The sequence below is a fragment of the uncultured Campylobacter sp. genome, assembly GCF_938030685.1.
Classification (GTDB): Bacteria; Campylobacterota; Campylobacteria; order Campylobacterales; family Campylobacteraceae; genus Campylobacter_B.
Map to the genome: position 1 here is coordinate 1 of NZ_CALHHX010000105.1, position 16,657 is coordinate 16,657.

The following is a 16,657-nucleotide window of genomic DNA, read 5'->3' on the forward strand; positions in this document are numbered from 1 at the left end:
GATATTTTTTCGGTAGGGAGCGAAAGCGCGGTTAGAATTCTGCTCGACGGCGAGACGGTCGAGAGTATCAGGCGCTTTGACATCGCGACGCAAAAAAGCGAAAAAGATGAGCTTTCGCAAGCCGAGATAGCGCCGTTTTTGGCAAATTTAAGCGAGGACGAGTTTGAGAGCGTGAGCGAAAAGATATCGCGCGCAGATAGCGACGCGCTAGCGCGCGATCTGGGCTCGCTCGGGTTTTGGTTCATCGAGGGCTTTGTAGATTACACGAGCGCGTTTGATTGCATCTTGCTGCACGAGATCAAAAAGGATGAAATTTTTTCCGAGCGCAATTTGGATTTTTTAGACGCGATCGAGGTACTGCCCGCGGCGCGTAAATTTAAAGACCTCGCGGTGACGCCGTCGCAGGAATTTTTTGAATTTCACCGCAGCGATGCTATCACGCTGATCGCGCGAAACGACGCTCTGCTCGCGCCCTTTGATCTTGGCGGATTTAGCAATATCGAAATTTTACGCGAGGATTTCGTCGTAAATTTAATAAGCGCCGAGCGGATCATCCTTTCGCTAAACAAAGCGGCGCCTAAAAAGCGCGTGCGAAGATCGAGCCTGGTTCTGGATGAGCTAAACGTGGGCGATTTTGTCGTGCACGAAGATCACGGTATCGCTAAATTTAACGGGCTTGAGCTTATCGAGGTAATGGGGCGCAGCAAGGAGTTCGTATCCCTGCTCTACGAGGGCGGCGACAAACTGCTGCTACCGGTAGAGTACCTAAACAAGATCGATCGCTACGTCGCAAGCGGCGGCGCGGTGAGCTTGGATCATCTGGGCAGGGCGAGCTTTTGCAAAATCAAGGAGCGAGTGCGCGAAAAGCTCTTTGCGATCGCTTCAAAGATCATCGCGCTGGCTGCCAAGCGCGAGCTGGTGCGGGGGCTCGTCATCAAAAACGAAAGTGCGGACTATGCGAAATTTTTAAGCGCGAGCGGATTTAGTTACACGAGCGATCAGCAAAAGGCGGTAAGCGCGATTTTGGCGGATCTGCAAAGCGGCAAGGTGATGGACCGCCTGCTTAGCGGCGACGTGGGCTTTGGAAAGACCGAGGTTGCGATGAATGCGATCTTTGCCTGCATTCGCAGCGGGCATTCGGTGCTGTTTTTCGTGCCTACGACGCTGCTTAGCTCTCAGCATTACGCCACGCTTAGCGAGCGTTTTAGGGAGTTTGAAATTCCTGTTTTCAAGCTCGATCGCTTTAGCAGCGCGAGGCAAAAGAGTGAAATTTTAAAGCGCCTGCAAAGCGGCGAGGCGATCGTCGTAGTCGGCACGCACTCTCTTTTAAATTTAAACCCCATAAATTTGGGGCTCATAATCATCGATGAGGAGCATAAATTCGGCGTTAAGCAAAAGGAGCGGCTCAAAGAGAAAAGCGCTGCCTCGCACCTGCTTAGTATGTCTGCAACGCCGATACCGCGCAGCCTGAATATGGCGCTAAGCTCGATCAAAAGCTATTCTACGCTGCTTAGCCCGCCGCAGGACCGCCTGGACGTGCGCACCTTCGTCAAGCAGTGGGACGAAAAGATCATAAAAGAGGCGATCTCGCGCGAGCTGCGACGCGGCGGGCAGATCTTTTACGTCCACAACCACATCGCGACGATGCAAAGCGCCAAAAAGAAGCTGCTTGAAATTTTGCCGAGCCTTAAAATTCTAATTTTGCACTCCAAAATCGATGCTAAAACTACGGAGGATGAAATTTTAAAATTTGTAGCGGGCGGATACGATCTGCTGCTTTGTACCAGCATCGTAGAAAGCGGCATTCACATGCCGCGCGTAAATACGATCATCGTCGAAAACGCTGATAAATTCGGTATCGCCGATCTGCATCAGCTGCGCGGCCGCGTCGGACGCAGTAACAAACAGGGCTTTTGCTACTTTTTGATCGAGGATAAAACCGCCCTTACGCAAGACGCGCTAAAGAGGCTCGTAGCGCTTGAGAGCAACTCGTTTTTGGGCAGCGGCTCGGTGTTAGCGTATCACGATCTTGAAATTCGAGGCGGCGGAAATTTGCTCGGAGAGGCACAGAGCGGGCATATCGAAGCGATCGGCTACTCGCTTTATCTAAAGATGCTCGAAGAAGAAATCGGCAAGCTGCTAAGCAGAAAGAGCGCCGCTGCAAGCGTGGAGCTTAAAATTTCCGTAAATGCCTTTTTAAACTCGGAATTTATCAGAGAGGATCGCCTGCGGCTGGATCTTTATAGGCGGCTTAGTAAGTGCGCCGAGGCGAGCGAAGTGCTTGAAATTTTCGGCGAGATCGAGGATCGCTTCGGGCGCGCGGACATTTACACTAAGCAATTCATCGACGTGATGATGGTTAAGGTTTTGGCTACGAAGCTTGGTTTGCGCGCGATTTCGAGTATGGACGAAAATATCTTGATCACCCTTGCAAACGGCGATAAGGTGCGATTAAAGGCGCAGACGCGCGACGATGACGACGTGATAAGCGAAATTTTGATCTATCTGCGAAGGGAGCTAAAAAATGCGAACCTGCGATAAAAATATCAAAAAAAGTGCGAGCAAAAGCGGGAGCGAAAAGTTAAATTTAGACGCGGCGAGCGGTTTAAATTTAGCGTCGCAAGCCGCCCTAAAAAGCGCGCAGAGCGGCGCCGGCGAGCAAATTTATTTCAGCGATTTTAGCGCGATTGATTGGCGTGCGGTGCAGGTCGCCGTTTTTCGCGCGAATAAAAAGGCGCTAAAGATCGTCCGTGATATCGATTTTACCGAACTTGACGCGCTCGTGGGGCTAGAGAGCCAAAAATCGGCTCTTGTAAAAAACACAGACGCCTTCCTGCGCGGCCGTAGCGCTAACCACGCGCTGCTATGGGGCGAGAGCGGCTGCGGCAAATCAAGTCTTGCGAAGGCGGTTTTTTCTAAATTTATCCCGCAGGGCCTTAAGATCATCGAGATCGGCAGGGACTATCTGGGCTATCTCGTGGATATAATCGACGCGATTCGCGAAACTAGCTTTAAATTTATCATCTTTTGTGATGACTTGAGCTTTGAGCTCGGCGAGAGCGGTTACAAGCACCTAAAACCGCTACTTGAAGGCTCACTGGAGCGCGCGCCGCGCAACGTGCTGATGTATGCGACATCCAACCGCCGCCACATCGTAGGCGAATGCGCAAGCGATAACGACGCCGCGCAGATAAGCCGCGGCGAGCTGCACCTAAGCGACGCGGCGAACGAGCGAATCAGCCTGAGCGAGCGCTTCGGGCTACAGTTAAGCTTTTACGGCGGGAGCATGCGGGAGTATTTAGGGATCGTAGATGCCTATTTTGCGGCTGCGAAAGATATGAGCGCGGCGGAATTTCGCCTAAGCTTTGCCGCAAATTTAGACGAGCTGCACGCAAAGGCGCGTGAGTTTGCGATGCTTCGCGCAAGCCGCAGCGGCCGCGCGGCAAAGCAGTTTTTCTTGAGCTTTGGCGAGGAATTTTTTGCAAATTTAAAAGGTGGCGGCATATGAATACAGCGTGCGAATTTAAATTTGGCGTAAATTTTATCGCAGTGTTAGAGCGCACGCAAAAAATCGCCGCCGCCGCGCGAAATTTTAGAAACTATGCCAGAAATTTCGGAGGCGTGAGATGAGCGCTACCGAGCTTTTTATCGCGCTTTTTCGCGCCGTGGAAATCAAAGATTTTCGCTGGTGGCCCGCGTTTGGAAGCTTTGAAGTGGTCGTGGGGGCGATTTTGATCCAAAATACGGCGTGGCGCAATGCCGATGCGGCACTGCAAAACCTGCGCAGCAAGGAGCTTTTGAGCTTAGAAAGCATCGCCGGGCTAGAGGAAGCGGAGCTTGCGGAGATCATCAAAGTAAGCGGATTTTATAATCAAAAAGCGAGACGCTTAAGCTTGCTTTGCAAAGCAATAATCGCGGATTTTGGGGATTTTGAGAGCTTTAAAGTGCGCGTTAGCCGCGAGTGGCTGCTAACGCGCAAAGGGATCGGCGCGGAGAGCTGCGATGCGATCTTGTGCTACGCGTGCGAGCGTGCGGTGATGGTCGCGGACAGCTATTCGGCGCGGCTGCTTGGGGCTTTAGGCTATGAGTTTGAAAGCTACGACGAGCTTAGCGCGTGGCTCGGCGAGCTGGAATTTGGGCGGATCTATGAGTTTGTAAATTCCGCTAATTTTCTCTGCGATGTGGCGGCAAAAGCAGGAAAGCTAGAGAACGAAAACGGCGTGTATGCGCTATTTCACGGCCTCATCGTGGAATTTTGTAAAGCGCATTTGAAAGGTAAAATTTTTGATGATTTTGCGATAGAATTTTTTGATAATTTAAAATAAATCTTAGCCGGCTTTAAAGCAAAGAACATTCTATACCATCCAAGTAGCGACAAATAGGTGATTTTATGTATTGTTAAGCGCCGATATAGCAAAATTTAATTAAAATTACGGCGATAAATTTGGTTAAAAAATCGATATTTAGGGGAGTTTATGACGAAAAGAAAAATTTTGATAGTATTTGGGACGCGTCCAGAGGCCATTAAGATGGCTCTATTGATAAAGGAATTTCAAAAGCACGCGGAATTTGAAGTGAAAGTTTGCGTCACGGCGCAGCACAGACAGATGCTCGATCAGGTGCTGGAATTTTTTGAGATCAAGCCTGATTTTGATCTAAATTTAATGAAGCAGGCTCAGGATCTGTACGATGTGACATCGGGGGTGTTGCTTGGTATGCGCGATGTATTTGGCGAATATACCCCAGACATCGTGTTTGTGCATGGAGATACGACTACTACTTATGCCGTTTCTTTGGCGGCGTATTATCAAAAGATAGACGTTGCTCACGTAGAAGCTGGACTTAGGACGCATGATATCTATTCGCCGTTTCCTGAAGAGATAAATAGGCAGATGACGGGGCTCATAGCTAAATATCACTTCGCGCCGACTGCCGATGCGAGAGACAATCTCTTAAAAGAAGGCAAAGATTCAAAAAATATAATCGTTAGCGGCAACACCGTAATAGACGCGCTTTTGTGGACGATAGATAAAATCGAAAACAACGAGCTGCTAAAAAATAAAATTTTATCCTTTATAAACGCCAAACATAAGCTTAGTGATAGAAGATTTATTCTCGTTACAGGACACAGACGAGAGAATTTTGGAGAAGGCTTTGTTAATATTTGTGAGGCTTTACGTGAAATAGCGCTAAAAAACGAAAATATCGACATCGTTTATCCCGTGCATCTAAATCCAAATGTAAGAAAGCCTGTAGGAGAAATTTTATCGGGCATTTCGAATATATTTTTAATCGATCCGCTAGAGTATGATAGTTTCGTCTATCTCATGAGCAAGGCATATCTGATAGTAACCGATAGTGGCGGCATCCAAGAGGAGGCGCCGAGCCTGTGCAAGCCCGTTTTAGTTATCAGAGAAACTACCGAAAGACCTGAAGGGATAAGAGCAGGATGTGTGAAGCTTATCGGTACCAAGCGCGAAAATATCATAAAAGAGGTGCAAAAATTATTAAATTTAAAAGATGAATATGATAAAATGAGTAAAAGTACAAGTCCGTATGGCGACGGTAAAGCTTGTAAAAAAATACTGGAATTTTTAAAAGGAATATTATGAAAAAAGTTTGCATCTTAGGTCTTGGGTATATAGGGTTGCCGACAGCAGCAATTTTGGCAAATAGGGGCTATAAAATCCATGGCGTTGACGTGGTGCAGAGCGTTGTGGATACGATCAATCAGGGTAAAATTCATATCGTCGAGCCGGAACTAGATGTATTTGTTAAAAAAGCAGTGCAGAGCGGAAATTTAAAAGCAGACGTTAAGCCTGATTTCGCAGACGTTTTTATCATAGCTGTTCCGACGCCGTTTCGAGACGGATACGTGCCAAATATCGATTATGTCATAAGTGCGGCAAAATCTATAATACCATACGTAAAAGACGATAATATGGTCGTTTTAGAATCCACTTCACCGGTAGGTACTACCGAAAAGATAGGTGAAATTTTAAAAAATGGCGGTGTTGATATTTCTAAAATTTATATCGCTCATTGCCCGGAGAGAGTTTTGCCGGGTAAAATTTTAAAAGAGCTTACGCAAAACGATAGAATCGTAGGCGGAACTACAAAAATTGCTACTAAAAAAATAGCGGAATTTTACGCAGAATTCGTAGAAGGCGAAGTTTTACAGACTGACTCAAAAACTGCAGAGATGTCAAAGCTTACAGAGAATTCTTTCCGCGACGTAAACATAGCCTTTGCAAACGAACTTAGCATTTTGTGCGATAAATTCGGTATTAACGCCTGGGAGCTTATCTCGCTAGCAAACCGCCATCCGCGAGTTAATATTTTAAGCCCGGGCTGCGGCGTAGGTGGGCACTGCATAGCGGTCGATCCATGGTTTATAGTGCATGCGGGCGGCTACGAAGCGAGGCTGATCAAATCCGCAAGAGAAGTCAATGATCACAAAGCTGAATGGTGTATAGAAAAGATCAAAAACGCCGCTTTGAAATTTGAGCTACAAAACGGCAGAAAGCCCAAAGTCGCGTGCATGGGGCTTGCTTTTAAGCCAGACATCGACGATTTGCGAGAGTCGCCTGCGCTAAATATAACCAGACGCCTGATCGCAGACGGCGTCGATGTGATCGCCGTAGAGCCCAATATCAAGGCTCACAAAGATTTTGAGATAGTGGATTATAAAAAGGCTATTGAAATTTCGGATATTATCGTATTCTTGGTCGGACATAAGGAATTTAAAGGGCTAAAAATAGAAAAAGAAGTTTTGGATTTTTGCGGTGCGCGAAATACTAATATTTAATATTTTTTAAGGTTATAGTCAATGATACAAGCAATAGTTAAAAAAGGTAAAGTTTTAGCAGAGCAGATCCCTGCTCCAAGCGTTTCAAAGGGATGCGTTCTTATAAAAGTAGTAAATAGCTGCATATCGGCGGGCACTGAGATAAGCGGTGTATCAAATAGCGGAAAGAGCTTGATTAGAAGGGCTTTGGAGCAGCCGGAGAACGTAAAAAAAGTCATCAATATGGTGAAATCCGACGGCATAGCCAGCGTCTATGCGAAGGTAAAGGGCAAGCTTGATAGCGGAAGCCCGACCGGCTATTCGCTTAGCGGCGTCGTCATAGCAGTCGGAGAGGGCGTTTCAAATTTTGAAATCGGAGAGCGCGTCGCCGCAGCCGGCGCAGGGCTTGCAAATCACGCAGAATACGTAGACGTGCCTAAAAATTTAGTTATGAAAATACCGCAGGATATGGACTTTGAGCGGGCTTGCACCGTGACTCTCGGCGGCATAGCGATGCAGGGCGTTAGGCGGATCGATCTGAGGCTGGGCGAGACCTGCGTAGTCGTGGGAGCTGGGATATTAGGGCTTCTTGCGGTGCAGATGCTTAAAATTTCAGGAGTGAGGGTCGCTGTCAGCGATTTTGACGATAGGCGCTTGCAGATAGCAAAGGAATACGGCGCCGAGCTCGTCATAAACCCGTCAAGAGACGATTTGCTGGATGTCGTTGCGTCTTGGAGCGGTGGATACGGCGCCGATGGAGTACTATTTACCGCCGCTACAAGCAGTAGCGAGCCGCTATCGCAAAGCTTTCAGATGTGCAAGAAAAAGGGCAGAGTGGTGCTTGTAGGCGTTGCCGGCATGCAGATCAATAGAGAGGATATGTATAAAAAGGAGCTTGATTTCCTCATCTCCACATCCTATGGCCCCGGTCGCTACGACAAGAGCTACGAAGAGGGGGGGCTTGATTATCCGTTTAGCTACGTAAGATGGACGGAAAATCGAAACATGAGCGAGTATCTAAGGCTGGTAAATGAAAATTTGATAAAGTTGGATAAGCTCATAGACGCAAAATACCCTATCGAGCAGGTAACGGAGGCGTTTGAATCGCTACAGACTTCGCAGAATAAGCCGCTTATGGTTTTGCTTGATTACGGCGAGGCAAATTTAACCGAGCTTGATAGCTATTTAAATCACGATAAAAAAATCATCATAAGCTCCGCGCCAGTAAACAGGGATGTGATAAACGTCGCGTTCGTCGGCGTCGGCGGATTTGCCACCGGGATGCACCTGCCTAATATCTCAAAGCTTACGGATAAGTATAAAATTTACGCGACAATGAACCGAAGCGGACATAAGGCAAAGGCGGTGGCGCAGCAATATGGAGCGAACTACGCTACTTCAAATTTAGACGATATTTTAAACGATAAAAATGTCGATCTTGTGATCATCTCCACAAGGCACGATAGCCATGCGGAGCTTACTTTAAAGGCGCTTGAAGCGGGCAAAAACGTATTTGTAGAAAAGCCGCTTGCGACGAATAAAGAGGAGCTGGAAAAGATAAAGAAATTTTACGCTGAGGGAGGCGATAAGCCCCTTTTATTCGTGGGATTTAACAGGCGATTTAGTGTTTACGCAGAGGAGATAAAAAAGCATACGAGCGCTAGAATAAATCCGATGATAATCAGATATAGAATGAACGCTGGCTACATACCGATGGACCACTGGGTGCACGAAAACGGCGGCAGAATGGTAGGCGAAGCGTGCCACATAATAGATTTGATGACGGCGCTAACTGGCAGCGAGATAGAGAGCATATTTTCGCAGGCGATCACGCCGAGTAATGAAAAATATAGCGCCGAGGATAACAAATCTATCGTCTTAAAATACAAAGATGGCTCGGTGGCAAATATCGAGTATTTCGCAAATGGCAGCAAGGAGCTAAGCAAGGAATTTATGGAGATCCACTTTGACGGCAAGAGCATCGTTTTGGACGATTATAAAAGCCTAAAAGGATACGGAGTGGGGATGAAAGAAATTTCAACAAACGTAAGTCAAAAAGGACAGCTCGAAGAGCTTGAGGCGCTATTTGAGGCTCTAAAAGGCAGCAAAAAAAGCTGGCCGATAGAGCTTTGGGATATGGTGCAGACGACGGAAATAAGCTTTATATTGTAAATTCGGATCAAAATAATGTGCGGAATAGTCGGTAAGGTCTCTTACAAAGGAATAACACAGAAAGATATTGATGATATAAAAAATATGTCAAGCGCAATAATACATCGAGGGCCTGACAGCGAAGGCTTTTACTTTGATGAAAATGTTGCATTTGGACACAGAAGATTATCTATACTAGATCTATCCGCTGCAGCTAATCAGCCGATGAGCGATGACGAAAATACTTTAGTTTTGATTTTTAACGGTGAAATTTATAACCATTTAGAGATTAGAGATAAATTAAAATCAAAATATAATTTTAAAACAAACCACTCTGACACCGAGACTATTCTATATGCTTATAAAGAGTGGGGGCTAGAATGCATAAAATATTTTAACGGTTTTTTTGCTATTGCCCTATACGATAAAGTAAAAATGGAAACTATTCTTATTAGAGACAGGATGGGTAAAAAGCCGTTGTTTTTTACTATGAGTAATAATGCTCTATATTTTTCTTCAGAGATTCATGCATTCTTTAAGGCGAGCGTAGTTGAGAAGCGTATTAATGAGGAGGCGATATATAATTATCTGACATTTTTAACAACCAATGCTCCTGATACTTTTTTCGCTAATATTTATAAATTAGAATGCGGTCATTATTTAAAAATTACAAAGAATAAAATAGAAAAAGTAAGGTATTGGAATATTGCGGATTTTATTAATGTAGATAACGCGGATAATTTTTTGCAGGCTACCGAAAAAACTGAAGATCTGCTTGTAAAATCAATGAAATATAGAAATATAGCAGACGTCGATATAGCTATAGCGCTTAGTGGCGGTATAGATAGCTCTTTAAATTTGTTTTATTCAAGTAAAGAGGGTGGAAAGATAGATGCGATTAACATAAGCTATGATGCAGATGATATATATGACGAATCAGAAATAGCGCAAAAATTTTCAAAAGAACTTGGTGTAAAATTTATTAAAAGCGTTATTTCTTCCAAAGATTTTGAAGAGTTGGCGAAAGAATATATGACTAAGCAAATAGATAGCCCTACCGGGGATGTAAATTCCGCTTTGCTGTATTTTCTATCAAAGCTTAGCAAAAGCAATAGTCTTAAAGTTATGATCGTCGGCGAGGGTGGCGATGAAATGGGCGGTTATCCTATATATGAAAAATTAAATAAAGAATATAATATTTTGAAGCATTTTAAGAATTTAAATTTTATGTTTAAAAGCCTGCCAGAGAAATTTGCTAGAAAGTTTGATATTTTCTATAATAATGACATTATTTCTAGACGCCACATACACGGCTTTACCGAATTTGAAAAAAGAAGTTTTTGGTTGAGCGATAAGTCTTATAATTCATACAGAATTTTACATAATTATATGTCTGAAATAAGAGATGATTTGCCTGATAGTTTTTTAAGAAAAATTCTTAATGTTGAATATAAAATGCGACTCCCCGAGCTTATCTTGCAGAAGATAGACTATTCCACGATGTCCCAAAGCGTAGAAGCAAGGAGTCCATTTATGGATCATTTGCTTATTGAATACAGTTCTAGCCTATCGTTCGATACAAAGATGAAATATGGCGCCAAGAGTATTTTAAAAGAAATAGCAAAAAATAAGCTCCCTAGCTATATTTTAAATCAGCCAAAAGTCGGTTTCGGTATGCTCTTAACACCTTTTTTGCAAAATATTATGCCTATATGGTATCAAAAGGAATTATTGCTTAAAAAAGCTATGATACATGAATTTATATCTAAAATTTTCTTGCAGAAGCTATTAGATATCCACACTAAATATAAAAATCAGGGATATAAGATGTGGATATTATTTGCTTTAGAAAAATGGCTGGAGATAAATTTTGATAGCAAAAAATAAAGTATTTTATCAGACAGCCTTTCTTTTTGCCGCACAGATATTTGGTATGGTTGTAGGTTTTGTGTCTAACATGCTTTTGGCAAAACAAATGGGGGCGGCAGATTTTGGGGTATATTCTTTATCTTTGGCTATCATCATATTTATCTCCATATTTTTTGAGTTCGGGTATTTTTCTAGCGCTTCAAAGATGCTGGCAAACAACCATGATATAAATTTGGAAAAAAAGATATTTGGAGCATCAATCATTATAGTTTGTGTGATTGCAACTCTATTTTTATTGTTTACTCTGATTGTTTCTTTTTTACTGGATATAGTTTTTAATGATAAGGTTGGTCATATTATCAGGCTTTCTTCTTTTATAAGCTGGAGTTTTGTAATTCCATTTTTTATGGAACTAATATTAAAAGGCAGTAATCACATAGGATATTTAGCTGGTTTTAATATATTTTCTAAAATTTTATTTGTAGTATTTTTATTAATTTTGTTTATTTTTGAGGGCTTAACTCCACTAAATGCTCTTTTGTCGTTTTCATTGTCTTATGCGTTTGCATTTGTGATATATGGGTGTATATTACGACCAAATTTCAGTGGTTTTTCTGAAATTTTGAGAACTATAAATTTAGAAAATAAACTATACGGTATACATGTGTATGTAGGTAGAGTAATTGACGTTTCGACATACAATATAGACAGGCTTTTAATAGGGTATTTTATAAGCGCAAAGGATGTCGGCTTTTACGGACTGGCAAATTCTATGGCTACCCCTATAAATTCGCTATCAAATGCGATGAGTAGTACTATGTTTAAAACGCTAGCAAATAGCAGCAAAATACCTCCTGCTATTTTAAAGGCAAATTTAGCTTGGGTATTTCTAGCGTTTGTTTTAGCTAATATACTGGGGTATTTAATTATAAATTTTTATCTAAAAGAAGAATATAGTGATGTTCTGCTCTTGTTGCTTTTAATGTCTATTGCAGTTTGCTTTCAAGCTCTTTATCAGCCATATAATGCTTGGATTAACGGGCATGGATATGGGAAAGAGCTAAAAAAGGCTAATATAAAAATGACGATTATGACTGCTTTATCTAGTATTTTATTAGTTCCGATAATGGGTGCTATTGGGGCCTGTGTGTCAAGTATGATATCAAATTTGTATTCGCTATTTTTATATACAAAGATTTACTATGCCAAAGTATAAAATATATACAAGTTATGCTAGAACTGCTATATACCTAGTTTTATTGTCTATAGGCGCAAAAGGCAAAAAAGTTTTATTGCCGGCTTTTACATGCGCTACAACGCTACCGGATGCGATAGTGCAGGCTGGGGGAATTCCAGTGTTTGTGGATATCGATATGCATAGTTTAGAAATGATTCAAGATGATATAAAAAATAAAATTTCATCCGATACGATAGCAATTATATCTCACCATTATTATGGCGCTTATATGGACCATGTTGTAAAAATACAAGATATTGCAAAAAAATACAACCTTATTCACATAGAAGATAGGGCTCATTGTTATGGCTTAAAGAAAGATTTGATCGGGGATGTCGCTATATATTCTTTTTCAAAGAATATGATTTCTCCCGGTGGGGGATTAATAGTTACAAAAGATCATAAGATATGGCAAGAATGTCTAAGCATTCAAGATAAAAATAAGAGTATTTTTCATACATTCATTTTAAACACTGAAGCCTTTAATTATATGGAGGCCATTAAAAAAGATAGGTCTTGCAGCGGATATAAAAAATCGGAACTTCTAAAATTTATTAAAATGAGTGTCTCCAAGCTACTAAAAATTCTTGGTTTTTATCAAAGAAACTATTTTTATAAAATAACCAGCAATGACATTGGAAAAAATTTCCATATATTTGATACCAGGATGACTTCAGAGCAATTGAAATATATCTTGATCGCCATAAGAAAGTTAAGGCTTGCGATTAATACTAGGAAAAAAGTTGCATCCAGGCTTAATGAAATTTTACCGTCCTTTTTGAATGTAGACAATAATATATTTACAAACTATGTAATATATAGCGATGAGCTTGAGAAGCTAGAGCGTATTTTTGGTGATCTTAATATTAAAACTAGAAGAGTATGGCCGTATTTTCAAAAATATTGGCATCAACAAAAGACCGCAAGTGTCGAAGAACTATCTAAAAAATTATTGTTAATAGACTTGGATTGCTTTAATGAAGAGAAAATAGGTAAGTTAAGAGGGGTGCTTAATGGAAATTAGAATTCTTACAAAAGATTTAATTAACCCGATAGAGTGGAATATTGGTATAAAGAATCCAACACAACTATTTGAATTTGCAAATACTAGTGGTAAATTTTCAATTCCATATTTTTTAATAATAAAAGACAGTAATCTTATTTTTAAATGGCAATTCTTTGTTATAGGTTTTAAAAATTTTAGATATATCAATATTGTTTCAGAACCGAATGTTCAAGCTACCGAATTGTTAGATGTTGCCTTTAAAGAAATTCTAAGGGTATTTAATCCTTTCAAGGTAGTTTTTTACTCTATCACATTATCAAAATTTACAAATATGGATTTTTTAGAACTAAATAATTTTAATGAAATATATAGATACGGTTCATCTGTTTTAGATTTAACCCAAAATGAAGACGTAATATTTTCTAATATACATAGTAAACACCGCAATGTTATAAGAAGGGCGCAAAAAGAAAATGTGCAAATATTAGAAGATACCAGCGAGCAAGGAATATATGATTTTCAGAAGATTACTATCGAAACGTATGCCAGATCAAATAAGCCATCCTTAAAAGTTGAGTATTTATTAAGGTATTTTTTTGCGTTAAATAAAACAAATAGAATAAAAATTTTTTTTGCAAAACACGATGGTATTATTCAAGCTGGAGCAATTTTTATAATTTCTGACAATATGTCTATATATTGGCATGGTGGTTCTATAAATAATTGTATTTTGGGATCTTCGAATTTGTTGCAATGGGAGGCAATAAGATATTTTAAAAAAAATGGTATTGCCCAGTATGATTTTGGTGGCTGCTCTTTTGGTGAAGATGAGAAGTCAATAAGCATAAATAGATTTAAAGATAGATTTGGTGGTGAATTGCGATATTATTTTGGAGGAATATTGATTTATAGATCATTCTTAAATACGCTATTTCGGGCGATACTCTGGTTTAAGAATAAAATATGATTGGTTGATTTGAATGAAACAAATTTTGATAACCTGCGATACCGAAGTCGGCGAACTGCATGCGGATAGAGCCGATGCGTTTGAGATTTTTATAAAAGGCGAGATCTTGGGCAGGGAAGTAGGCGTAAAGCTCATAAACGATTTAGCAAACAAGTATGGTGGCGTAGCGGAGCATTTTGTGGACGTATATCCGTATGAAAGATACGGCGAGGATAAATTTAAAAGGCTGTGTCGCGAAATCGTTAAGGGCGGGCACGGCGTAAATTTACACACTCATCCGTCCGGCAGATACGATAAAAATAGAAAATTTATGTGGCAGTATAGCTTGGATGAACAGATAGAAATTATAAAATTTGGTAAGCAAAAAATAAAAGAGTGGATAGGCATAGACGCCCCGGCTCATAGGTCCGGCGGGTATGGAGCGAACGACGATACTACTCAAGCTTTGAAACTTAATGATATTTTTATAGACAGCTCGTTTTTTTATAAAAATGAAAATTGTAAGATAAACTATGATTATATAAATAAAGCGTCTAAAAAAAACGGCGTATTGCAGCTACCCGTGAGCGTTTATGAAAAACAAAAGCGCTACGGCTTTTTAAAAACAAAAAGCAGCTTTCAAAAATTTGATTTTAGATACGGTTCTAGTGCAGATGAAATTTTAAAAGCGATAGATCTAATGCCTGAAAATTGCATAATAGTGCTTTTTTTACATAGTTTTAATTTTTTAAATTTGAAGTATAGTTTTAAAGATAATAAATACGTAACAATAAGTATAAATGATAAATTAATAAACGAATATAAATTGCTTCTTGCAAGTGTTGCTGATAAAACGGAGTGCAAATTTACCTCTATAAAGGATTTGGATATGGGGAGCTTGAGCGATGAGGATTTTGCCCCTACGATACACACCGATGCCGATATGATAAAATATGCAAAAGATAAATTTAGGCTAAAATTTATGCGGGTAGGCGATATATAATGAAAATCCTCTATCTTAGAACGCTTTATTGGTTTGGCTTAAAGGCGGGCGGTTCGGTGGGGCACACCGCGGGCATCATAAATGCTATGGATAAAAAAGTCGAATTATCTGTTGTTTCAAACGATTTTTTGCCCGATGTAGACAAAGATATCACAATCGTTAGACCTATAAAAATACCGCTTGTACCAAAAGATATACTTGAGCTTTTTTATAATTTTAAAATAATTAAATATTGTAAAAATTTAAAGCCTGGCGCGATATATCAAAGATATAATGGGTTTAGTTTTTGCGGAGCGTATATAGCAAAAATGAAAAATATACCGTTTGTTTTGGAATTTAATTCATCAGATGTATGGAAGATCAAAAATTGGAAAAACAATGATACGCTTTTAAAGCGGATTTTTAAAACAATTTACTATAAAATTTTCAAACTACCTATCGTCTCTACTATAGAAAAATATAATTTAAATAGCGCGGCTCATATAGTCGTAGTGTCTGATGCGCTAAAAAATATTCTTTTAAAATTTGGAGTGGATGAAAACAAAATAATCATCAATCCAAATGGAATAGATGAGAGGAAATATAATCCGCAGATAAAATGCGATGATATAAAGCAAAAATATAATCTTGAAAATAAAATCGTGATCGGCTTTATAGGGACGTTTGGGCAGTGGCACGGGGCCGAAAACATAGCTCTGGCTTTTGGTAGGTTGCTAAAAAAATACCCCGAGTATAAAAATAAAACGAAGCTTTTTATGATAGGCGACGGCGTTAGGATGCCAATCGTAAAAAAACATATTTTGGAATTCAATTTGCAAGAAAACGTCGTATTAACGGGCCTGATCCCACAAGAGCAAGGAGCAAAATTTCTAAGCGCTTGCGATATCTTGATCAATGCCACTGTTCCAAATCCAGACGGAAGCGAGTTTTTCGGAAGCCCCACTAAGCTGTTTGAGTATATGGCTATGGGTAAAGCCATAATATGCAGCAATATGGCTCAGATGTCTGAAATTTTAGAACACGGCAAAACCGCCTATATGGTAGAGCCCGGGAATATAGATGAGTTAGCGACTGCCATGAAGGAGCTTGTGGATGATGGCGAGCTAAGACAGCGCCTGGGCGATAGCGCCAGAGATGAAGTGATCCAAAAATACACGTGGGATAAGCATGTGGATAAAATTTTAAAGGTCATAAGCAATGAGTAGTTTTTCTTATTATCTTAAAAAAGCTAGGTCAATGCCGCCTGATGCGTTGTGCGCGAAAATAGCTAATAAAATTTTAAATATCGCAAAGAATAAATTTCAAAAAATGTGCGATGTGTTAGGCAATACTCACATAAATTTTAACGTTCCGATCATAAAAATTAGCTATATAAATATAAAAAATTTAGATATATCAAATATAAATCCCGATGTTGCCGATTACCTATCCAAAATGTACATCGAGCATAAATTTGATCTGCTCGGTAGCGGGTGGGTAAAAAATAGCTATGATAGCGCGGCGCTCGGGCTTGAGGGCTACAGGTACGATATGAATGTCGCAGCGCCTGCGAATGCACCCGAAGGCTACGAGCCGATCGATTGGCAAAAGGATTTTAAAAGCGGCTTTCGGTGGAGCGAAAAAAAATGGTACAAAGATCAGCGCATAGCCCATAAGCC

The 16,657-nt window shown here is 40.6% G+C and carries 14 protein-coding genes; all 14 read left to right on the forward strand.

Going from position 1 to position 16,657, the window contains the following annotated elements; all coding sequences use genetic code 11:
* Window positions 1-2,541: DEAD/DEAH box helicase (locus Q0369_RS04875; protein WP_298096746.1), on the forward strand; the 2,541-nt coding region annotated here is incomplete at its 5' end.
* Window positions 2,525-3,508, forward strand: a complete 984-nt coding sequence (locus tag Q0369_RS04880) for an ATP-binding protein (RefSeq protein WP_298096749.1) — start codon at window positions 2,525-2,527, stop codon at window positions 3,506-3,508. The genes Q0369_RS04875 and Q0369_RS04880, both read left to right, overlap by 17 nt.
* Window positions 3,505-3,630 carry a hypothetical protein gene (locus tag Q0369_RS04885; RefSeq protein WP_298096752.1) on the forward strand — a complete coding sequence of 42 codons (126 nt, stop codon included), beginning with the start codon at window positions 3,505-3,507 and terminating at the stop codon, window positions 3,628-3,630. Before Q0369_RS04880 ends, Q0369_RS04885 begins: the two co-directional genes overlap by 4 nt.
* Window positions 3,627-4,325 carry a 3-methyladenine DNA glycosylase gene (locus Q0369_RS04890; protein WP_298096755.1) on the forward strand — a complete coding sequence of 233 codons (699 nt, stop codon included), beginning with the start codon at window positions 3,627-3,629 and terminating at the stop codon, window positions 4,323-4,325. The genes Q0369_RS04885 and Q0369_RS04890 overlap by 4 nt, the downstream gene beginning before the upstream one ends.
* A 150-nt stretch (window positions 4,326-4,475) precedes the next feature.
* Window positions 4,476-5,612: a non-hydrolyzing UDP-N-acetylglucosamine 2-epimerase gene (wecB, locus tag Q0369_RS04895; protein ID WP_298096758.1), complete on the forward strand. Its 1,137-nt coding sequence runs from the start codon at window positions 4,476-4,478 to the stop codon at window positions 5,610-5,612.
* On the forward strand, window positions 5,609-6,808 hold the full coding sequence (gene wecC, locus Q0369_RS04900; RefSeq protein ID WP_298096761.1) for a UDP-N-acetyl-D-mannosamine dehydrogenase: 1,200 nt from the start codon (window positions 5,609-5,611) through the stop codon (window positions 6,806-6,808). The genes wecB and wecC overlap by 4 nt, the downstream gene beginning before the upstream one ends.
* Before the next feature lie 21 nt (window positions 6,809-6,829).
* Complete coding sequence (locus Q0369_RS04905) at window positions 6,830-8,959, forward strand: bi-domain-containing oxidoreductase (RefSeq protein ID WP_298096764.1); 2,130 nt, start codon at window positions 6,830-6,832, stop codon at window positions 8,957-8,959.
* A gap of 15 nt (window positions 8,960-8,974) precedes the next feature.
* Window positions 8,975-10,825, forward strand: coding sequence for an asparagine synthase (glutamine-hydrolyzing) (gene asnB, locus Q0369_RS04910; protein WP_298096767.1), 1,851 nt, complete (start codon window positions 8,975-8,977; stop codon window positions 10,823-10,825).
* Window positions 10,809-12,023 carry an oligosaccharide flippase family protein gene (locus Q0369_RS04915; RefSeq protein WP_298096772.1) on the forward strand — a complete coding sequence of 405 codons (1,215 nt, stop codon included), beginning with the start codon at window positions 10,809-10,811 and terminating at the stop codon, window positions 12,021-12,023. The genes asnB and Q0369_RS04915 overlap by 17 nt, the downstream gene beginning before the upstream one ends.
* A complete protein-coding gene (locus Q0369_RS04920; protein ID WP_298096775.1) occupies window positions 12,010-13,068 on the forward strand; it encodes a DegT/DnrJ/EryC1/StrS family aminotransferase in 1,059 nt (352 codons plus the stop codon). The genes Q0369_RS04915 and Q0369_RS04920 overlap by 14 nt, the downstream gene beginning before the upstream one ends.
* Window positions 13,058-14,017, forward strand: coding sequence for a peptidoglycan bridge formation glycyltransferase FemA/FemB family protein (locus tag Q0369_RS04925; RefSeq protein WP_298096778.1), 960 nt, complete (start codon window positions 13,058-13,060; stop codon window positions 14,015-14,017). The genes Q0369_RS04920 and Q0369_RS04925 overlap by 11 nt, the downstream gene beginning before the upstream one ends.
* A gap of 13 nt (window positions 14,018-14,030) precedes the next feature.
* Window positions 14,031-14,999, forward strand: coding sequence for a hypothetical protein (locus Q0369_RS04930; RefSeq protein WP_298096781.1), 969 nt, complete (start codon window positions 14,031-14,033; stop codon window positions 14,997-14,999).
* The gene (locus Q0369_RS04935) at window positions 14,999-16,204 is read left to right on the forward strand and encodes a glycosyltransferase family 4 protein (RefSeq protein ID WP_298096784.1); all 1,206 of its coding nucleotides are present in this window, start codon (window positions 14,999-15,001) and stop codon (window positions 16,202-16,204) included. The genes Q0369_RS04930 and Q0369_RS04935 overlap by 1 nt, the downstream gene beginning before the upstream one ends.
* Window positions 16,197-16,657 (forward strand): hypothetical protein (locus tag Q0369_RS04940; protein ID WP_298096787.1); only part of this gene is annotated, 461 nt, incomplete at its 3' end. The genes Q0369_RS04935 and Q0369_RS04940, both read left to right, overlap by 8 nt.